At 53.6% G+C, this 19,955-nt stretch carries 22 protein-coding genes; 9 read left to right on the top strand and 13 right to left on the bottom strand.

Annotated features, from left to right (window positions below; translation table 11 throughout):
• Nucleotides 1-32 precede the first annotated feature (32 nt).
• From gloA to ACVV26_RS12210, 3 genes are all read right to left on the bottom strand, one after another.
• The gene (gene gloA / locus ACVV26_RS12220; protein ID WP_002433542.1) at nt 33-440 is read right to left on the bottom strand and encodes a lactoylglutathione lyase; all 408 of its coding nucleotides are present in this window, start codon (nt 438-440) and stop codon (nt 33-35) included.
• Nucleotides 441-514: 74 nt separating this feature from the next.
• Entirely contained in the window at nt 515-1,618 is a 1,104-nt protein-coding gene (locus ACVV26_RS12215) for an alkene reductase (protein ID WP_474797270.1), read from the bottom strand.
• 54 nt (nt 1,619-1,672) lie between these two features.
• Complete coding sequence (locus ACVV26_RS12210; protein ID WP_474797268.1) at nt 1,673-2,269, bottom strand: TetR/AcrR family transcriptional regulator; 597 nt, start codon at nt 2,267-2,269, stop codon at nt 1,673-1,675.
• Between the two features lie 154 nt (nt 2,270-2,423).
• Here ACVV26_RS12210 and ACVV26_RS12205 point away from each other — a divergent pair, with 154 nt between their 5' ends.
• The 3 genes from ACVV26_RS12205 (at nt 2,424) to sodC (ending at nt 4,213) form a co-directional block, all read left to right on the top strand.
• The gene (locus tag ACVV26_RS12205; RefSeq protein ID WP_474797266.1) at nt 2,424-2,663 is read left to right on the top strand and encodes a DUF1289 domain-containing protein; all 240 of its coding nucleotides are present in this window, start codon (nt 2,424-2,426) and stop codon (nt 2,661-2,663) included.
• A gap of 51 nt (nt 2,664-2,714) precedes the next feature.
• Nucleotides 2,715-3,611 (top strand): aldo/keto reductase, encoded by an 897-nt coding sequence (locus ACVV26_RS12200; protein WP_474797263.1) that lies wholly within the window; start codon nt 2,715-2,717, stop codon nt 3,609-3,611.
• Nucleotides 3,612-3,691: 80 nt separating this feature from the next.
• Nucleotides 3,692-4,213, top strand: a complete 522-nt coding sequence (gene sodC, locus ACVV26_RS12195; RefSeq protein ID WP_312982364.1) for a superoxide dismutase [Cu-Zn] SodC — start codon at nt 3,692-3,694, stop codon at nt 4,211-4,213.
• On the opposite strand, the gene ACVV26_RS12190 is transcribed toward sodC, so the two are convergent.
• Genes ACVV26_RS12190 through ACVV26_RS12180 form a run of 3 tightly spaced genes read right to left on the bottom strand, consistent with a single transcriptional unit; the run spans nt 4,203 to nt 7,312 of the window.
• The gene (locus tag ACVV26_RS12190; protein WP_474797261.1) at nt 4,203-6,239 is read right to left on the bottom strand and encodes an FUSC family protein; all 2,037 of its coding nucleotides are present in this window, start codon (nt 6,237-6,239) and stop codon (nt 4,203-4,205) included. The genes sodC and ACVV26_RS12190 overlap by 11 nt on opposite strands.
• Nucleotides 6,240-6,242: 3 nt before the next feature.
• Nucleotides 6,243-7,100: an efflux RND transporter periplasmic adaptor subunit gene (locus ACVV26_RS12185; protein WP_474797259.1), complete on the bottom strand. Its 858-nt coding sequence runs from the start codon at nt 7,098-7,100 to the stop codon at nt 6,243-6,245.
• Nucleotides 7,097-7,312 (bottom strand): DUF1656 domain-containing protein, encoded by a 216-nt coding sequence (locus tag ACVV26_RS12180; protein ID WP_474801831.1) that lies wholly within the window; start codon nt 7,310-7,312, stop codon nt 7,097-7,099. Before ACVV26_RS12180 ends, ACVV26_RS12185 begins: the two co-directional genes overlap by 4 nt.
• A 203-nt stretch (nt 7,313-7,515) precedes the next feature.
• On the opposite strand from ACVV26_RS12180, the gene slyA reads away from it, so the two are divergent.
• On the top strand, nt 7,516-7,956 hold the full coding sequence (slyA, locus tag ACVV26_RS12175; protein ID WP_474797257.1) for a transcriptional regulator SlyA: 441 nt from the start codon (nt 7,516-7,518) through the stop codon (nt 7,954-7,956).
• Between the two features lie 32 nt (nt 7,957-7,988).
• Here the strand turns inward: slyA and ACVV26_RS12170 are convergent, their stop codons facing one another.
• Nucleotides 7,989-9,350, bottom strand: a complete 1,362-nt coding sequence (locus ACVV26_RS12170; RefSeq protein ID WP_474797255.1) for a sensor domain-containing diguanylate cyclase — start codon at nt 9,348-9,350, stop codon at nt 7,989-7,991.
• Between the two features lie 307 nt (nt 9,351-9,657).
• A complete protein-coding gene (gene slyB, locus ACVV26_RS12165; RefSeq protein ID WP_474797252.1) occupies nt 9,658-10,125 on the bottom strand; it encodes an outer membrane lipoprotein SlyB in 468 nt (155 codons plus the stop codon).
• A gap of 276 nt (nt 10,126-10,401) precedes the next feature.
• On the opposite strand from slyB, the gene anmK reads away from it, so the two are divergent.
• The 5 genes from anmK (at nt 10,402) to pdxY (ending at nt 15,137) form a co-directional block, all read left to right on the top strand.
• Nucleotides 10,402-11,526 carry an anhydro-N-acetylmuramic acid kinase gene (anmK, locus tag ACVV26_RS12160; RefSeq protein WP_474797250.1) on the top strand — a complete coding sequence of 375 codons (1,125 nt, stop codon included), beginning with the start codon at nt 10,402-10,404 and terminating at the stop codon, nt 11,524-11,526.
• Nucleotides 11,527-11,615: 89 nt separating this feature from the next.
• Nucleotides 11,616-11,939 (top strand): C-type lysozyme inhibitor, encoded by a 324-nt coding sequence (gene mliC / locus ACVV26_RS12155; protein WP_312982351.1) that lies wholly within the window; start codon nt 11,616-11,618, stop codon nt 11,937-11,939.
• Between the two features lie 57 nt (nt 11,940-11,996).
• Entirely contained in the window at nt 11,997-12,653 is a 657-nt protein-coding gene (pdxH, locus tag ACVV26_RS12150) for a pyridoxamine 5'-phosphate oxidase (RefSeq protein WP_312982348.1), read from the top strand.
• A 258-nt stretch (nt 12,654-12,911) separates the two neighbouring features.
• Complete coding sequence (gene tyrS, locus ACVV26_RS12145; protein ID WP_474797248.1) at nt 12,912-14,186, top strand: tyrosine--tRNA ligase; 1,275 nt, start codon at nt 12,912-12,914, stop codon at nt 14,184-14,186.
• Between the two features lie 90 nt (nt 14,187-14,276).
• Complete coding sequence (gene pdxY, locus ACVV26_RS12140) at nt 14,277-15,137, top strand: pyridoxal kinase PdxY (protein WP_474797246.1); 861 nt, start codon at nt 14,277-14,279, stop codon at nt 15,135-15,137.
• 41 nt (nt 15,138-15,178) lie between these two features.
• Here the strand turns inward: pdxY and gstA are convergent, their stop codons facing one another.
• The 5 genes from gstA to rsxG all read right to left on the bottom strand — a co-directional run bounded on the left by gstA (nt 15,179) and on the right by rsxG (nt 19,955).
• Nucleotides 15,179-15,784, bottom strand: coding sequence for a glutathione transferase GstA (gene gstA / locus ACVV26_RS12135; RefSeq protein WP_474797244.1), 606 nt, complete (start codon nt 15,782-15,784; stop codon nt 15,179-15,181).
• A 146-nt stretch (nt 15,785-15,930) separates the two neighbouring features.
• A complete protein-coding gene (dtpA, locus tag ACVV26_RS12130) occupies nt 15,931-17,436 on the bottom strand; it encodes a dipeptide/tripeptide permease DtpA (protein ID WP_474797242.1) in 1,506 nt (501 codons plus the stop codon).
• A 574-nt stretch (nt 17,437-18,010) separates the two neighbouring features.
• The gene (nth, locus tag ACVV26_RS12125) at nt 18,011-18,646 is read right to left on the bottom strand and encodes an endonuclease III (protein WP_474797240.1); all 636 of its coding nucleotides are present in this window, start codon (nt 18,644-18,646) and stop codon (nt 18,011-18,013) included.
• Nucleotides 18,643-19,332, bottom strand: a complete 690-nt coding sequence (locus ACVV26_RS12120) for an electron transport complex subunit E (RefSeq protein ID WP_312982336.1) — start codon at nt 19,330-19,332, stop codon at nt 18,643-18,645. Before ACVV26_RS12120 ends, nth begins: the two co-directional genes overlap by 4 nt.
• A complete protein-coding gene (rsxG, locus tag ACVV26_RS12115) occupies nt 19,332-19,955 on the bottom strand; it encodes an electron transport complex subunit RsxG (protein ID WP_474797238.1) in 624 nt (207 codons plus the stop codon). Before rsxG ends, ACVV26_RS12120 begins: the two co-directional genes overlap by 1 nt.

Genomic DNA, 19,955 nt, shown 5'->3' with positions numbered 1-19,955 from the left:
CAGGACGGGCGCAGTTAGCGCCCGCCAGGTAATCAGTTACCGAGGCCTTTGCCAGCGTCTTTGGCTTCGATCAGTTCGATTTTGTAACCGTCTGGATCTTCTACGAAGGCGATAACCGTGGTGCCGCCTTTAACCGGGCCTGCTTCACGAGTGACATTGCCGCCGTTAGCGCGAATGCGTTCGCAGGCTTCAGCCGCGTTATCAACGCTTAGCGCGATGTGGCCGTATGCAGTGCCGAGTTCATAGCTGTCCACCCCCCAGTTGTAAGTCAGCTCGATAACCGCTTCTTCACTTTCTGGACCGTAGCCCACGAAGGCCAGAGAGTACTTGTACTCTTCGTTTTCGCTGGTGCGTAGCAGGGTCATGCCCAGCACTTTGGTGTAGAAATCGATAGAACGTTGCAAATCGCCAACGCGTAACATGGTGTGAAGTAAACGCATAACATCCTCGTTATCGGTAAGTTTTTAGCCATCAAGAGAATTTTAGTATAGCGGCGATGCGTCGCCGCTATCAATTACGATTGCAGCGTCGGGTAGTCGATATAGCCTTCCGCGCCGCCGCCGTAGAACAGCTCCGGTTTCTGCGCGTTCAGTTCCGCTTTACGCTGCAGGCGCTCTACCAGATCGGGGTTAGCGATATAGACGCGGCCAAACGCCACGGCATCGATATAGCCTTTGGAAATCAACGCTTCGGCTTTTTCCACCGTGTAAGCCCCTGCGCCAACGATCACGCCTGGATACTGCTGGCGCACTTTAGCGCGGAATTCATCGGAGTAAGGCTTGCCGCCTGCCCAGTCTGGTTCGGAAATATGCAGGTAGGCCAGGTTACGCTTCGCCAGTTCGCCAATCAGATACAGCGCGGCTTCTTCCTGGTCTTCGCCGTTGTCGAGGCCGTTGAACGGACCCAGCGGTGAAATACGGATGCCGATGCGATCGGACGCCCAGGCATCGCTGACTGAATCCACCACTTCAAGCACTAAACGGGTGCGGTTTTCGATGCTGCCGCCCCAGGCGTCGGTGCGCTGGTTAGAGGCCGGGGACAGGAACTGGTGCAGCAGATAGCCGTGGGCGGCGTGCAGTTCCACCAGATCGAACCCGGCTTCGCGGGCATTGATGACCGCCTGGCGGAAGTCATTCACGATACCCGGGATCTCTGCTGTTTCCAGCGCGCGTGGGGTAGAGGTGTCAACCCGGATGGCGTGCCCCCGCTCATCACGTAAAGAAGTGCGGGTTTCCGCACGGATCGCCGAAGGAGCGACCGGCGCTTCGCCGCCTGGTTGAAGGCTGGCGTGGGAGATACGCCCGGTGTGCCACAGCTGTACCGCGATACGGCCATCGCGTTCATGAACGGCGGCGGTGATTTTCTTCCAGGCGGCGATTTGTTCATCGCTGTGCAGGCCCGGCGCACCCGCATAACCTTTAGCTTGTGCGGAAATTTGGGTCGCTTCACTGATGATCAGACCGGAGCTGGCGCGCTGGCGGTAATACTCCACCATCATGGCGGTCGGGATATCGCCCGGCTCAATGCTGCGCAGACGGGTCAGCGGAGCCATAAATACGCGGTTCGGCGCGGTGACAGCGCCCACTTTTAATGGGGTAAACAGTTTTTCTGAAGACATATAAACTCCTGAGTAGACCGGTCGTCTAGCAATGTTCGAAATAAAAAGCACCTGTTACTCAGGTGCTGAGAGTAGTGATTGTACATGCATCAACGCGCTCTCTAAGGGCAGCGCACTGCGCGAAATTTTGGCCTGTAAGCTGGCACCCAGCCACAGCGCGTAAAGCACGTTAGCGGCGGAAACGGCGTCCTGGGTTAACGCCAGGCTGCCTTCTTTTACACCCTGCGCCAGATTCTCTGCCAGTAGAGCGACAATTTTCGCCGCGCCGCTCTCCAGCGCGATACGCAAATCTTCCGACAGATCGCACACTTCGGCAGAAAGTTTCACCGTCAGGCAGCCGTTAATCTGGTCGTGCTGGCAAAACTGCTGCAGCGTTTGCTGATAATGCGCCAGTAGCTTTTCGCGGGCGTTGGTGCCGGGCGCAGAGAAGTGCTGCGTCAGGCGCTGATGATACGCCGTGTAATAGCGTTCCAGCATCGCCACGCCAAACGCCTCTTTAGAGCGGAAGTAGTGATAGAACGAGCCTTTTGGCACTTCAGCCGTTTTTAACAGTTCGCTCAGCCCCATGCCCACAAAGCCCCGGTGCAGGCAAAGTTGCTCGCCGGTGGCCAGGATATGTTCGCGGGTATCGTGTTCAGCTATCTTGTTCATGGCGATTACTGTAGTAGACCGATCGGTCTAATGCAAACTTTTAATCGTCAATACGGAAATTTTTCGGTGACGTTGTCACATAAAAATTCGCGTGGCTTGCAACAACCGCTATCACAGGCTTCAATTACAGCAATGCGTTCTTCCCGGAGGGCCTGTGGCCGAGCAACTCGAGTTTTTCCCGATCCAAAGCCCGTGTCGCGGGATTTGCCAGTCTGATGAAAAAGGCTTTTGCCGGGGCTGTATGCGCAGCCGGGACGAACGCTTTAACTGGCAATCATTTAGCGACGCCCAGAAGCAGGACGTGTTACGCCTGTGCCGTCAGCGCTGGTTGCGTAAGCTGCGCGCCAGTAAAACTCCGCAGGATGATGAACCGCAACAACCTTCACTTTTCTAGTTTCCACAGTCACGTATACTCAGCATTCATTTATTCGTCGAGGAAATTAAGATGGTTCAGCGTATTACCCTTGCGCCGCAAGGCCCGGAATTTTCACGTCTGGTGATGGGTTACTGGCGGCTGATGGACTGGAATATGTCGGCGCGGGAGCTGGTCAGCTTTATCGAACAACATCTCGATTTGGGGATCACCACTGTCGATCACGCAGACATTTACGGCGGTTACCAGTGCGAAGCGGCGTTTGGCGAAGCGTTGAAACTGGCACCACAGCTGCGCGACAGAATGGAGATTGTCACCAAATGCGGTATCGCCACGACGGCGAAAGCCGAGAATAAAATCGGCCACTACATCACTGACCGCGCGCATATTGTCGAGAGCGCCGAGGCCTCGCTCAAGAATCTCGCCATAGAGCACATTGATTTGCTGCTGATCCACCGCCCGGACCCGCTGATGGATGCAGATGAAGTGGCGGAAGCCTTTTTACAGCTTCATCAGGCCGGTAAGGTGCGCCACTTCGGCGTGTCGAACTTTACCCCGGCGCAGTTCTCGCTGCTGCAATCGCGCCTGCCGTTTACCCTGGCGACTAACCAGGTGGAAATTTCTCCGGTTCACCAGCCGTTGCTGCTGGACGGTACGCTGGACCAGCTTCAGCAGTTGCGCATTCGACCGATGGCCTGGTCATGCCTCGGCGGCGGCCGTCTGTTTAACGACGAGACCTTCCAGCCGCTGCGCGATGAATTGCAGCAAGTGGCACAGGAAACTGGCGCGCAGACCATTGAGCAGGTGGTTTACGCGTGGGTGATGCGCCTGCCGTCGCAGCCGCTGCCGATTATCGGTTCCGGCAAAATCGAACGGGTGCGCTCGGCAATCCATGCGCTGTCGCTGGAGATGACCCGCCAGCAGTGGTTCCGCATCCGTAAGGCGGCGCTCGGTTACGATGTACCGTAATTCCTAAAATCACGGCCTCCCGGTTCGAATCTCGCCTGTGATCTAGACTTAACAGGCAAATTCATGAATCAGGAGGCACGATGAAAAAGATCAGTCTGGCAATGGCAGTCCTGTTTGCCTGCGGCGCAGCCCAGGCAGCCAGTGAAGACGTTGAGATGCATCTGGTTACGCCTCAGGGCATTGGTCAGTCTATTGGTGAAGTAGAAATCGAAGAGACGGACAACGGCCTGAAATTCACCCCCGATCTTAAAGCGTTGCCGCCCGGTGAGCGCGGTTTCCATATCCACGCCAAAGGCAGCTGTGAACCGGCAATGAAAGACGGTAAACCGTCAGCAGCAGAAGCGGCGGGTGGCCACCTCGACCCACAGACCACCGGTAAACACCAGGGCCCTGAAGGCGCAGGCCACTTAGGGGATCTCCCTGTGCTGTTAGTGGATAAAGACGGCAACGCGAAAGAGGCGGTTACCGCACCGCGCCTGAAATCGTTAGATGACGTCAAAGGCAAAGCGCTGATGATCCATGTTGGCGGCGATAACATGTCCGACAAGCCCGAGCCACTTGGCGGTGGCGGGGCACGTTTTGCCTGCGGCGTTATAAAATAGTCGCCGGTGCGCCGTCAGTTGGATTATCCGCTGCCGGCGCTTGCTCCAGTTGTTTAAGCGAACAGTACAGGCGCCAAATCAGCGCCGCCAGCTCCACCGCAGCCGGATCGTCGCGCTTCGCCAGTACATCGGCATAACGCTGCAATTCATTTAATGCCACGCCGAGCGGTTTTTTCTGAATACCGCGCTCGCTCATCACATTTCTTAACGTACTGATACAGATATCCCTCACCTGCGAGAGCGGATCGGAACGCGCCTCCCAGGCGCGTAGCGCCCATACCACGTGGGAACAGTTGAGCAACACCACGCCCCAACGCAATAGCCAGCGGCGTGCGGTTTCCTCTTTCGCCTGGCTTAACTGATGTATGTGATGGTAAACCAGCGATTCGAATTCACTTTCGCTGTATTCCGGTTTGCGGCTCAGTTGATCGATAAAGCCTCTACGCAGCGCGCGAATATGACGGCGGCCTTTGCGGGTGTCTGAACCGGGCTTCAGGACAGCGAACGCCATCCAGGCGAGGCCGACGCCGATGATTTTCGCCAGATTATCGTTAAGAAAATCACCGAAATCATAAACCGGCGGATTGGTCACTGCGATAAATGAGCCCATAAAGACGATCAATTGCCCCCACAAGCCGGCGAATTTTGGCTGCTGGAGCTTCATTAACTGCATGGTGGTCAGCAGCGGAAACAGAAATAACAGAAATTCCCACAGCTCAGTAACCCGTACCATCAGGCCGAATTTTACCGCAAAGCTAAACAGCGACAGCAATATCAGCGTGCGCATCAGCAGGGATAACGACTGATGCGGGGAGGGCGATGCGGAGTAGAGTACGCAACAAATGGCGATCATGGTCAGTGCAGAGCTTCCGGCATCCCATTGCGCCGTTATTGTCCAGGCGCAGCCCAGGGTGATTACGCAAAAGGTACGCAGCGCATTCCACAGGGCTTCGGCGATATCGGCGTGCCGGGTTAGCGAGGCGGTTTTCGGCGCAGGAACGTCGATACCGGCGCGATCGTTTTCCAGCGCCACCAGTTGATGATTGACACGTAAATAGGTATGGCAAAAATAGCGCAGGCGCTGCCAGTACGCGAGATGCCGGTAATCATTGCTTTTCTCCGGCAGGCACAGCGCCAGCAGGCGGGCAATGCGATAACGGTCCGGCTGCTCACGGGCCAGTTCGGCCAGGATATCGCTCTGAAGTGCGGCGATGTGCGGCGGCATAGTTTGCCAGTTAATGAGTAACCGGCGCAGGCCAGAAATCGTGCTGGTCAGCCTGAGCTGCTGATGCAGGATCGCATTGAGCAGGTTGTTGTTCTGGCGAAACCGGTAATGACTCCAGAATGCCTGGATACGCAATATGTTTAACGTCAGAATTTGGCCAATCATTCCCTGGTGGGCGGTACGCATCGCATCGGTGGTTTCCGGCTGCCAGAGCAAACTGGCATGTTCCAGCAGCCGTGCGTGCAGCGTTTTCAGGGAAACCAGCAGCGTGGTGCCGTCGGACGTGCTGGGCAACACCATCATCATAAAGCCGCCACAGGCAATGCCGATCAACACCTCGCAGACCCTGGCCTGGGCAATATCCCAGAGCTGGGTGGTTTCCACGGTGTTCACCATGGTAAAGGCGATAATCGCGGCGGTATAACCGGCAAGCTGGGCGGCATAGGCGGCGTTATTATGAAAATGGCTGGACGTCCAGGTACAGAGCGCCAGCCAGCCTGCCATAGAAAGCGAAAAAAACCACGGATCGTTAAGCGTGCTTCCGGCGATAATCAGCGATGCGCTGGCCCCAATCAGGCTGCCCACCACGCGCCCCAGACTTTTACTGATCACGCCGCCGGGAGTCGGGAAACTCACCACGGCGGCAGAGGTCATGGCCCAGTAGGGCTCATCCAGATCGAGCGCATAAGCAATGCTCAGCGCCAGGCACATGGCAATCGCGTTTCGCAGGGCATAGCGCCACTGGTTGCCTGTTGCTTTACCCCAGGGCGCGCGTTGCCAGTCAAGCCAGCCGAGATTCATGGATTATTGCTCGATAGTGATGGTGCAGGTGGTGCCGGAAACTAACAGCGCGTTATCCGGTACATTTTCCAGTTCAAAACGTACCGGCACCCGTTGGGCAAGCCTCACCCAGGGCACATTGGGCTTCACGTCTGGCACCAGCCCGCTGTCCGTTTCCACGCTTTGATCGTAGATCGCCCGGCCAATGCTCTCAACGCGGCCGGTCAGGGGCGTATTGTTGCTGAGCAGGGTGATCCTGGCTGCCGCGCCCGGCGCTATATGACGCAGCTTAGTCTCTTCGAAATAGCCGACAACGTAAAAGGAGTGGCTGTCGATTAAGGCGAATACCGGCGTGCCCGTGGCGGCGTAGTTCCCGACCCGAACAGAGAGATTCGTGACCCATCCGTCAACCGGGGCGGTGACCTTCGTTTGGGATAACTGCCACTGCGCCTGTTCCAGCGAGGCCTTTGCCACGTTCACCGCAGCCTGCATGGCTTTCACATTGATATTGGCGCTGTCTAACTCTTCGGCTGAAATGTAGTTGTGAGGCAGATGCTGGCGGCGGCTGGCTTCATTCTGCGCTTTTGCCAAATCGGACTGTGAATGAGCCAGCTGCGCTTCGGCATTGAGAACCGCAATATGGAACGGCGTGGCGTCAATGGTAAACAGCGGTGCGCCAGCGTTGACGAACTGGTTATCCCGCACGTCGATTTGCGTGATGGTGCCGCCGACCTGGGGTGTAATGTCCACCAGTTCGGCGCGCACTTTCCCGTCGCGTGTCCAGGGGGATTGCATGTAATAGTTCCACAGCCACCAGCCAGCCAGAATCGCCGCCGCCAGTACGATCAGCGTGGAAAAATACTTCACGGTCTTCATCATCAAAACAGCCCTGTAGTCAGAAGAAACATCCCGCCGCATACCGACAGGACAAACAGCGATAAATCCATAAGGGTGGGGTGCCAGACCGCGCCTGAGTAGAGCCAGTTACGCACTAAGCGATGCACGATAAGCCAGATAAACAGGCCGATAAACACGGCTTTAAAAATGGGGGGGAAATAGACAGAAGCGCCGGCCACCACATCCTGTAGCGGCATGCCGGACGGCAAAGTTAACAGTTTCACTTCGGATTAACCCTAATCATAACGGCCATAACACGCTGTTTCCCTGACAGGTTGTAGAATCAAATTATAGACTTTGCACGAAGCGACTGGAAAATCAGTAATTTGTTTTAGACATATAAATGCTGCACACTAAGTTTAAAATCAGTATAATAAGTTAGCAAGCTAATTATAAGGAGATGAAATTGGAATCGCCACTCGGTTCTGATCTGGCGCGGTTGGTACGCATATGGCGTGCTCTGATTGACCATCGCCTGAAACCTCTGGAGTTGACGCAAACCCACTGGGTTACATTGCATAACATTCATGAGTTGCCGCCAGATCAATCGCAAATACAACTGGCTAAAGCGATCGGTATCGAACAGCCCTCGCTGGTGCGTACGCTGGATCAACTGGAAGAAAAGGGGTTGATCGCCCGTCACACCTGTGCCAACGACAGACGCGCAAAACGCATCAAACTGACTGAAAAAGCCGCGCCCATCATCACTGAAATGGAAGATGTGATACGCAAAACCCGGGGTGAAATCCTCGGCGGCATCAGCCAGCAGGAGCTTGAACTGTTAATCAATCTTATCGGCCGGATTGAAAAGAACATCATCAGGCTTCACGGACAGGATTAATCAAAGGCCTCGTATCCACGAGGCCTTTTATTTTAGTGATAGTTCACCACCCGGTTTCGGCCTTCCTTTTTGGCGCGGTACATGGCTTTATCGGCGCGTTCCAGGCACTCCTCAATCGTGCAATTTTCCTGAGTAACGGTATAGACCCCCATGCTCAGGGTGATAGGTTCGGGAAGTGCGCCATTGCTACTACGGACATCCTGCTGCGCAATTTGCGATTTGATACGGTGCGCAATATTCATCGCGTTTATGTTGCTGGTGCCGTTGAGCAGTAATACAAACTCTTCGCCTCCCGTTCTGGCGGCAATATCATGGTTACGCACTGCATTCAACAAAAGCTGGCCGACAAAATGAATGACTTTATCGCCCTGAAGATGGCCGTAGCGATCGTTAATACGCTTAAAATAATCAACATCGCATAATACGAATGAAACCGGTTTTTCGGCGCTGGCGCTTTTTAGCGCATGCTGGGCATGTTCAAATAAGAAGCGACGATTATACAGGCCGCTTAATGTATCGTGCAGGGAATTATGATAGGAAATTTGGTATTTCTGGTAAGAGCGCTGGTAAAGTTGAAATACATCGCATAACAGTACCAGTAAAATTATTAGCGATGAAACCGTTTCAAAGATCCGTGAGTAAAACCATGCCAGACTGTTAGTGTGTGAGTCAGACAACATAATAATCAGCGTTCCGATGGCGCTCACACATAAAACGGCAATGCCTATCCACAATAACGTTTTCAAATGGCTGAAATGAACGATCAGCGCGAGTGAAGCAAACCACATTGCAATCATAAAATAAGCGATTTTATTCTGCCATAATGCTTGCCAGCTTAACGAATACTCATCAATTAAGCTTATTGAAAGTAAAGGATTGTAGCTGGAATAAAGATAGCCCAACGCCATAAGCATCAGGGTGGCGCCAGTGACCAACAAAAAACACATCAGACGGGCCATCTTTCCGTCAATACGTGCGCGCAGCGTATAAAACAGCGCGGTACACGTGCACATTGATGCCAGAAGGATATGGCGGAACATCATAAAAATGGCGGCATCATTGTAGTTGCCGCTCCCGGCAGCACGGCTTGTAAACCAGGCCGGGAAGCTGGCGAGCGTACCGGTCATGATCAGCGCGGAGCCCATAAAGCCTGAGGCGATAGCCACCAGATAAAATCGCTTGCTGTCACAATAAACGCGCATAAATAATAAACAAGCGATCAGTAAATGCAGCACCATTAATAATATTGTTAAGCCAGGGTAAAGTGCCGGGGATAATTGTGTTGGGTACGTAAAGTGATGAGTAAATAAAAGATGTAAAACTAAAAAAAAGAAAAGGCTAGAAAGCGTAAAAATTAATTTTTTTGTGAAGGGCGTCATCATTCTTTTAAACATTTTCGATGCCTTGCGTGGGGACAATAAGCGTAACAGCGATAAACAGTTTATTTAACCTTAAAGCGTTAAATCTACCTTAATGAAAAGCTTCTGTTAATAAAAGTCTAAAGAAATGTGATGTTAAACAACAGTCGCCTGATAAACAGTGTAAGCATGTTAATCGCATATTCATTCCTTAAATTGCGTTAGCTTTACTGAATGTGGGAGAAGTTTTTATCCGACTTTATCTGAATTAAAACCAGGAAACGTCAAGAAGGGTAAAAAGAATACAAAAGAGCGGCTAAAAAAGCCGCTCTCTGAATAAACATTAACGCGGAGAAACGGTGACCTGGCTGCCTTTATTGGCCATTACCACACGCTGACCAGCAGAGAATTTGGTTGCACCCTGTTTCTGGACAACCATGATGGTATCGCCATCATCTTTGCGGATTTCCAGCTCGACGCCCTGGGTTTTGTTCATTGAACCCTGTACACCCTGGCCAGCTACGCCGCCTGCCACTGCGCCCGCAGCGGTCGCCAGCGAACGACCAGTGCCGCCGCCGATGGTATTACCCAGGAAGCCACCCAACACTGCGCCGCCGATAGCGCCGATAGCGTTGTTGTCATCACCGCCCTGAATCTGCACCGGACGAACGTTTACTACGGTGCCATAGGTCACACGCTGGACCTGCTTCGCTTCCGACGCGCTATAGACATCGCCTGAAAGGCTATCGTTATTCACACAACCAGCCAGTGTAAAGCCCACCAGCGAAACCATCAGAACTCGTGAAATCATGTAAATCTCCTGTTCACCACGCTACGCTCAAAATGAGCATCCTTATGGCAAATTATAAGATACTCCACCCGGTGATTTCACACTATTGTGGAGCCTTGATAAAAAAATAATATAAGAATCTTCATTAACCGTAGCTAAACATCCGCATTGCTGTAGCGCCAGACACGATTTAAACGTTTCTTTACAGGCCACGGACGTTACGTTGCTAATTAAACGTGGCGAAATCAGAGTGGTTATGGTTCAGTTGTCGGCTCTGGCGGCATAAAAGGATTGAGTATGAAATCGGGTCGATATATCGGAGTGATGTCAGGAACCAGCCTCGACGGTGTGGACGTGGTACTGGCGACGATTGACGAAAATATGGTTGCCCAGCAGGCAAGTCTTTCCTGGCCCATTCCGCACGAGCTGAAAGAGGCCGTGCTGGCAGTGTGTCAGGGCCAGCAGTTAACGCTGTCTCAGTTTGGTCAACTGGACACCCGGCTGGGCCGCCTGTTTGCCGATGCGGTCCAGGCATTGATGCAGCAGGAAAAACTACGCCCCGAGGATATCGTGGCGATTGGTTGCCACGGGCAAACTGTGTGGCATGAACCACAGGGCGCTGCGCCACACACCCTGCAAATCGGTGACAATAACCAGATTGCCGCCCGCACTGGCGTGACCGTGGTCGGCGATTTTCGGCGCCGGGATATTGCACTTGGCGGGCAAGGCGCGCCGCTGGTGCCCGCGTTTCACCATGCGCTGCTGGCGCATCCCACTGAAAAACGCATGGTGCTGAATATCGGCGGCATCGCCAATATCTCAATGCTGTTTCCCGGCGCGCCGGTAAAAGGCTATGACACCGGGCCGGGTAATATGCTGATGGATGCCTGGATTTGGCGCCAGCGCGGTAAAGCCTTTGATAAAGATGCCCAATGGGCGAGCAGCGGCAGCGTAATCCTTCCTTTATTACAGCAAATGCTCAGCGATCCTTATTTTTCCGCGCCTGCGCCGAAGAGTACCGGTCGCGAATACTTTAACTACGGCTGGCTGGAACGCCATCTGGCAAATTTCCCCGGCGTAAAAGCGCAGGATGTGCAGGCAACGCTGGCTGAGCTGACGGCAGTGACCATCTCCGAACAAATTTTGCTGTGCGGCGGCTGCGAGCGGGTACTGGTGTGCGGGGGCGGCGGCCGAAACCCGCTGGTCATGTCGCGCCTGTCCAGCCTGCTACCGGGAACGGAAGTGACCACGACTAATGAAGCGGGCATCAGCGGCGACGACATGGAGGCGCTGGCCTTTGCCTGGCTCGCCTGGCGCACCCTTAACGGTTTACCGGGGAATTTGCCTTCTGTGACCGGTGCCTCAAAAGCCACGGTATTAGGGGCGATTTTTCCTGCCAATGTTCTGAACTATCAGAGTTAACTGAAGTTGCGCAATGGGCGTAAACGGTAGACTGATCGTTACGTGGAGAACTCGTCTCTCCAGGGAACAGGTTTATTCAGGATACGCCCATGAAAAAATTACTTGTCGTTTTACTCCCCACGCTGCTGGCGGGTTGCTCAACTTACAACAACTTCGTCGAGCGCATGCATACCGATACGCTTGAATACCAGTGCGATGAAAAACCGCTGACGGTCAACCTCAACAATACCCGCCAGGAAGTGAGCTTCGTTTACGATGATAAGCCGCTCACGCTGAAACAGGGACTTTCCGCGTCCGGCGCGCGCTATACCGATGGCATTTATGTCTTCTGGTCTAAGGGCGATAGCGCAACGGTTTACGACAAAGATCGCATCGTGTTGAATAACTGCCAGTTGCAAAACCCTAAGCGTTGAGATTTTATCGGGTGGGGCGCACAATAACGCCACCCGAAAACTCCTCTAAGAATCACTATGTCTGACAACGATGCCCTGCAACAGATCGCGCATTTACGCCGCGAATACACCAAAGGCGGTTTACGTCGTCATGATTTGCCCGAGCAACCCTTAGCGCTGTTTGAAAAGTGGCTTGGCCAGGCCTGCGAAGCCAAACTGGCGGACCCTACCGCCATGGTGGTCGCCACGGTTGATGAAAATAACCAGCCTTACCAACGTATTGTGTTGCTGAAGCATTTTGACGAGCGTGGCATGGTGTTTTACACCAACCTCGGTAGCCGTAAAGCGCACCAGATCGAGCACAACCCCAATATTAGCTTGCTGTTCCCCTGGCATATGCTGGAGCGCCAGGTGATGGTGATTGGTAAAGCCGAACGCCTGTCGACGCTGGACGTCATGAAGTATTTCCACAGCCGTCCGCGCGACAGCCAAATCGGCGCGTGGGTGTCAAAGCAGTCCAGCCGTATTTCCGCGCGCGGTATTCTGGAAAGTAAATTCCTCGAACTGAAACAGAAATTCCAGCAGGGCGAGATCCCGTTACCCAGTTTCTGGGGTGGTTTCCGCGTTTCCATTGAACAGATGGAATTCTGGCAGGGCGGCGAACACCGTCTGCACGACCGTTTTTTATACCAGCGTGATGCCGATGCCTGGAAAATAGACAGGCTGGCACCCTGAGTATCGGTTTTATTCTTTAAGCGCTGGTACTCACGTTGCGAGCGCTTTATTCTATACCCGTCATACTTCGCGTTGCAGATGCGTTGGCTGCGTTCACTCATCCCAATCGCTTACTTTTGTTAGCTCCCGGGAATCCTTCACTTGCCGCCTTTCTGCAACGCGAATTATTTAGGGCATATGAATTCTTTTATTTTTCGCCAGTGTGGGCGAAGAGCCGTGTACCGGCACAGGTGCAGTCGTAAATACATGGAGAAATTGATGGCAACCAGCAATTTGATTAAACAATTGCAAGAGCGGGGCCTTGTGGCCCAGGTGACGGACGAGGAAGCGTTAGCAGAGCGACTGGCGCAAGGGCCAATTGCACTCTATTGCGGCTTCGATCCGACCGCCGATAGCTTGCATTTGGGCCATCTGGTTCCTCTGCTGTGCCTGAAGCGTTTCCAGCAGGCAGGGCACAAGCCGGTCGCGCTGGTGGGTGGCGCAACCGGTCTGATTGGCGATCCGAGCTTTAAAGCCGCAGAACGTAAACTGAATACCGAAGATACAGTGCAGGAGTGGGTGGACAAAATCCGTAAACAGGTTGCCCCGTTCCTGGATTTCGACTGCGGTGAAAACTCCGCGATTGCCGCCAACAACTATGACTGGTTCGGCAACATGAATGTGCTGACCTTCCTGCGCGATATCGGCAAGCACTTCTCTGTTAACCAGATGATTAACAAAGAAGCCGTTAAGCAGCGTCTTAACCGCGACGACGTAGGCATCTCCTTCACCGAGTTCTCCTATAACCTGCTACAGGGTTACGACTTCGCCTGCCTGAACGAACTGCACGGCGTCGCGTTACAAATCGGTGGTTCCGACCAGTGGGGTAACATCACCTCGGGTATCGACCTGACCCGCCGTCTGCATCAGAACCAGGTGTTCGGCCTGACGGTTCCGCTGATCACTAAAGCCGACGGCACCAAGTTTGGTAAGACCGAAGGCGGCGCAGTGTGGTTGGATCCGAAGAAAACCAGCCCGTACAAATTCTACCAGTTCTGGATTAACACCGCAGACGCTGACGTTTACCGCTTCCTGAAATTCTTCACCTTCATGGATATTGACGCCATCAACGCGCTGGAAGAAGAAGACAAAACCAGCGGCAAAGCCCCACGCGCGCAATATGTACTGGCAGATGAAGTCACCCGTCTGGTGCATGGCGAAGAAGGTCTGGTTGCAGCGAAACGCATTACCGAAAGCCTGTTCAACGGTAATCTGAGCTCTCTGAGCGAAGCGGATTTTGAACAACTGGCGCAGGACGGCATACCGATGGTTGAGCTGGCGGCTGGCGCGGATTTACAGCAGGCGCTGGTCGATTCCGATCTCCAACCGTCCCGCGGCCAGGCGCGTAAAACCATCGCCTCTAACGCGGTCACCATTAACGGTGAAAAACAGTCTGACCCGGAATACATCTTCAGCGAGGCCGATAAGCTGTTTGACCGCTATACCTTATTACGTCGCGGCAAAAAGAATTACTGCCTTGTTTGCTGGAAGTAATTATTGAATGTTGAAGGGCGTGGGAAACCACGCCCTTTTATTTCGCCTGAATAACGCCTGTCGTAGCCAGAAAAGTCACTGGAAATAGAGATGAAAAACATCCTCGCCATTCAATCCCATGTGGTGTTCGGCCATGCCGGTAACAGCGCCGCAGAATTCCCGATGCGTCGACTTGGCGCTAACGTCTGGCCGCTGAATACCGTTCAGTTTTCGAATCACACCCAGTACGGGCAATGGACCGGTTGCGTCATGCCGGCAAACCATCTTACCGACATTGTTCAGGGCATCGCCAATATCGGCCAACTCCAGCGCTGTGATGCGGTACTTAGCGGTTATTTGGGGTCGGCGGAGCAGGGCGAGCAGATTCTCGATATCGTCCGTCAGGTTAAAGCCGCTAATCCAGCCGCCCTGTATTTCTGCGATCCGGTCATGGGCCATCCCGAAAAAGGCTGTATCGTCGCCCCCGGCGTGGCGGAGTTTCATACCCGTTACGCCATGCCCGCCAGCGACATCATCGCGCCGAATTTAATTGAGCTTGAGATCCTGACCGGCCATGCGGTCAATACGGTTGATGAGGCCGTCAGCGCCGCGCGTGAACTGATCGCGCAGGGCCCGAAAATCGTGCTGATCAAACATCTGGCGCGCGCCGGTTACCGGCTGGATAAATTCGAGATGCTGCTGGTCACCGCCGACGACGCGTTACATATCAGCCGCCCGCTGGTGGATTTTGGCGCGCGCCAGCCGGTAGGCGTCGGCGATGTAACCAGCGGTTTGCTGTTAGTGAAACTGTTGCAGGGCGCGTCGCTACGCGAAGCGCTGGAGCACGTGACGGCAGCAGTGTATGACGTGATGGCTATGACAAAAGAGATGAAAGAGTATGAGTTGCAGGTGGTTGCTGCGCAGGATCTGATTGCTAAACCCGATCTTCATTTTACCGCCAGCGCTATCTAACCTCATAAAATGATGCCTCCTTGCGGAGGCATCATGCTGTGTTATTCAATCCCTTCCGCAGCCAGCGCTGCCGCCACGCCCGGACGCGCTTTCACGCGTTCCATATAATTGGCGATATGCGAAAACGCGCTCATATCCAGCTTGATGGCGTAGGCCCAGCGCAGCACGGTAAACAGATAGGCATCCGCGACGGTGAAGCGTAGCCCCAGTAGCCATTGTTTATCAGCCAGTTCGTCGTCAATATACTGGAACTTCTTCTCCAGCGCCTTACGGGCGATGGGTTTAAATTCTTCCGGGGTGTCCGGGCGGAACAGTGGCGTAAAGCCTTTATGCAGCTCGGTGGCGATATAGTTCAACCATTCCAGGGTGTGATAACGGGTCATGCTGCCAGCGGGCGCGAGCAGCTGGCGATCCGGCACTTTATCCGCGATAAACTGCACAATAGCGACGCCTTCGGTCAGTAGCGAACCCTCTTCAAGCTGCAATGCCGGTACCTGGCCTTTCGGGTTGATTTCCAGATAGTCGGCGCCATGTTCGGTCTTCTTGCTGACTAAGTCGACTTTCTCCAGGGTGAAATCGAGGCCAGCCTCACGCAGTGCAATATGCGGAGAGAGGGAACACGCGCCGGGTTTATAAAACAATTTCATGGACATTTCCTTAACGCATTGGGGGATCACGATTTACTGATACTACACAGTAACGCGTTAGGATTCAGGCGTTTTGACGAAAATTGTGTGACCGGTAATGTCAAAAAAAAAGCCCGCCGAAGCGAGCTTTTATCAAGCGAGAAGGATTACGCCGTAGCGGTATCGCTCGCTTTCAGGGCTTTTTCATCGTCCTGAGTCATGCGGTTCAGTTTCGGCGCGGTCAGGATCATGATCACCGCAATCACTGCCGTCGCGATACCGATTTGCATAAACACGCGGCCATACACTTCCAGTGATTGCAGCGGGTCGGTCACGTTTTCAGGTACAGCCATCATGTTAGCCACGTACCCGCCGATCAGGTTTGCACCTGCGGTGGTCAGGAACCAGCTACCCATGATAAAGCCCATCAGGCGTTGCGGAACCAGTTGTGCAACCATCGCCAGGCCCAGGCCGGAGATCATCAGCTCACCGAAGCTCTGCAATGCATAGCTGGCAATCAGCCAGTTAACGGACACGATACCGGCGTCGCTGGCGAATTTAATCCCTACCGGCAGGATCAGGAAGGCACCAGAACACATCACCATACCGATGGCGAATTTGTGCGGCATTGGCAGGCGGTCGCCCATCTTGTTATAGATAGCGGCCAGAATCGGGCTACCAATCATGATCCAGAACGGGTTCAGCGCCTGGTACTGCTCTGGCTCAAAAGAGATCCCCAGAATCGCATGCTCAACGTTGCGGATCGCGAAGAAGTTCAGCGAGGTCGGCATCTGGCTGTACAGCACGAAGAACACAATCGCTTCCAGCATCAGAATAAATGCCACAATCATTTTACGGCGTGCCGCACCCTGCATCGCAAAGGCTTCTTTACCGAAGATAAACACGATACCCAGGGCGATGAAGCCCAGCGCCATACGCGCAATACCCTGGTTGTGCAGCAGCCAGGTCGCGATGGTGATCAACACTACTACGCCAACGAGAGTAGCCAGCAGTTTGCCAAAGTGCAGCGGCTGGAAGTCCGGTTGGGAGCCGTAGTCTTTCACCCATGCGCGGCAGAACAGGAAGTTCACCACGGTGATCAGCATACCCACCACGCTCAGCGCGAACGCTACGCTCCAGCCATACTGAGCGGCGAGCCACGGCGTTGCCAGCATAGAGAAGAACGAACCAATGTTAATCGCCATGTAGTACATGGTGAATGCGCCATCAAGACGCGGGTCATCCTTCGCATAGCAAGTAGAGAGCAGTGAAGACGGGTTGGCTTTAAACAGGCCATTACCGACGGCAATGGTCGCCATACCGATATAAACGATAGTGGCGTCATGGCCAGACCACGCAACCAGCGCATAACCAATCGCCAGCACAATCGCGCCTAACAGGATAACGCGTTTAGTACCCAGTACTTTATCACCCAGCCAACCGCCGATAGACACCAGGCCATACACCAGGGCGCTGAAGGAGGAGAAAAGGGTGATGGAATCCGCTTCGGACATACCCAGCTGTTTTACCAGGTAGACGGCCATGATCCCTTGCAGGCCGTAAAAACCAAAACGCTCCCATAATTCTATGGAAAAGATCAGATAGAACGATTTCGGTTGTTTAAAAGCATTCAGGCTGACGCTTTCGGTTGGTTTATTGTTTGCAGTCGACACATATACCTCTTTTTTTACGTCCCCTGTTAAAGGGGGAAAAAACTCAGCGTGATGCCATTGCGGGCAGTCGCTTGTTGTTATAAGGAGGGGAAACGGCGGGTAATGTTCACTATCCTGGTCTCTCAGACAAGGGCTTTGCAATACTCTGTTACATATCTTGTGTGCAGAATAATAACCGCCTCGTTTAAACCGCATCCAGAGTTAAATTTCAGTACGTTAAAATTAACAGTTCAAATATCTGCTTAACGCCGCTGAAAAACCCTTAATGGTGATATATTCTGCTTTCCAGTTGCATATCAGGTGATAACGTCCAGTTGATAAACAAAAGCTGGTTTAATGTGTTGGGTCAGGGAGTCAAAAAATAACATTGGCGTTGAAAAATTAAGGAAAAAATCACACATCTTTAACACCATGTTATCGATGCGATCTTTGTCACAATTTTATAGAAATTTCTGGACGAAAAAGAACGATTGACCGGAGAGGGCAATTGGTTCTGGTGAATTATCACATTGATACAGTGAATTTGCGGTGCATTGTGCGGGTATGAGCCTGCCGATGGCGGCAGGCGACGGCGTCAGGCGTACACTTTCTCTTTGTATTCACACAGATCTTCAATAATGCAGGAGCCGCAGCGCGGTTTACGCGCAATGCAGGTATAGCGGCCATGCAGGATCAACCAGTGATGGCAATCCACTTTGAATTCAGCAGGGACCACTTTTAATAGCTTGTCTTCGACCTGTTCAACGTTTTTGCCTGGCGCAAATTCGGTACGGTTGCAGACCCGAAAAATATGGGTATCTACCGCAATGGTCGGCCAGCCGAAAGCGGTATTGAGCACCACATTGGCGGTTTTACGGCCTACGCCGGGCAAGGCCTCCAGCGCGTCGCGATCTTCCGGCACCTCGCCGTGATGTTTTTCAATCAGCAGGCGGCAGGTTTTAATCACGTTCTCGGCTTTGCTGTTAAACAGGCCAATGGTTTTGATGTACTCTTTAACGCCATCCACGCCAAGCTCCAGCATCGCCTGGGGCTTATTCGCGACCGGATAAAGCCGGGCGGTGGCTTTATTGACGCTGACGTCTGTCGCCTGGGCAGAAAGCAGCACCGCAATGAGCAATTCAAACGGTGAACTGAAATTCAGTTCAGTCGTCGGATGGGGATTGTGTTCGCGCAAGCGCGAGAGTATTTCCAGACGTTTCGCTTTGTTCATAACGCTTTCTCAGCACTCGCGTCGACCACAACGCGTTGTGCGGCGCGGCGGGTTTTCATTTTCTCGTCAATCAGGTACTTCACCGCCAGCATTAAGCCCAGCCCGATAAATGCGCCGGGCGGCAGCATCGCCAGCAAAAAAGGCGTGTCGGTATGAAAAATCTCAATGCGCAATACCTTTGCCCAGCTACCCAGCAGCTGGTCCGCGCCGTCAAACAGCGTACCGTTTCCGATGATTTCCCTGATCGACCCCAAAACAAACATCGCGCTGGTGGCCCCCAGGCCGATAGCAAAGCCATCGAGCGCAGAAATCGCCACGCTGTTGCGCGCCGCGAACGCTTCGGCGCGGCCGATCACAATACAGTTGGTCACGATCAGCGGAATAAAAATCCCCAATGACTGATAAAGACCAAATGCATAGGCGTTAATCAGCATCTGCACCGCGCTCACCACCGACGCAATAATCATCACGTAAATCGGGATGCGCACTTCCGCAGGCATCCAGCGGCGCAGGGCGGAAATAGCGGTGTTGGTCAGCGTCAATACCAGCGTGGTGGCAAGACCAAGGCCCAACGCGTTGGTGGCGGTGGACGTCACTGCCAGCAGCGGACACAGCCCCAGTAACTGCACCAGCGCGGAGTTGTTTTTCCACAACCCCTGTACCACAACCTCTTTAATCTGGCTCATTAGGGTTCTCCACAGGCCGGTAAAGCGGATAGCTTATTGGGCAGCGTTTCGGCAAACAGCCCGGCGCGCTTAACGGCATTCACGACCGCGCGCGGCGTAATGGTCGCACCGGTAAACTGGTCAAACTGACCACCGTCTTTCTTCACCGCAAAGCTGGCATCGTCCGCGCCCTGAATATGTTTATTGCTCAGCGTGGTGATCCAGTTGCTGATGCGCAATTCAATTTTATCGCCCAGGCCCGGCGTTTCGTGATGTTCCGTCACGCGGCTACCCCAGACGGTGCCCTGGAAATCACTGCCAACCAGCAGTTGGATTGCCCCGGAATAGCCGTCGGGGGCGGTGGCTTCCATGACCACGCCTACCGGTTTATCACCCTGGCGCGCCACATAAACGCGATGTTCGCCCTTGCCGAGCGCCGGATCGTTAACCCAGAAACAGCTCTGTTGTAGCTCGTTATCGTATTTATCCGTTGGGAACACCTGGTCGAACAGCGCCTGCTGCACCACGGCCGCCTGGTGGGCAATGGTATTTTTGGTCAACTCATTAATCGCGGCGGTCAGGCCGGTAGAGAACGCGGCAAACAGCGCCAGCGTCACGCCATGTTTTCGCATGGTTTTCAGCAT

The organism is Atlantibacter sp. MEI4A-1023 (genome assembly GCF_056155425.1).
The sequence above is the reverse complement of the archived record's forward strand: the minus strand, read 5'-3'. Positions and strand labels throughout refer to the sequence as shown.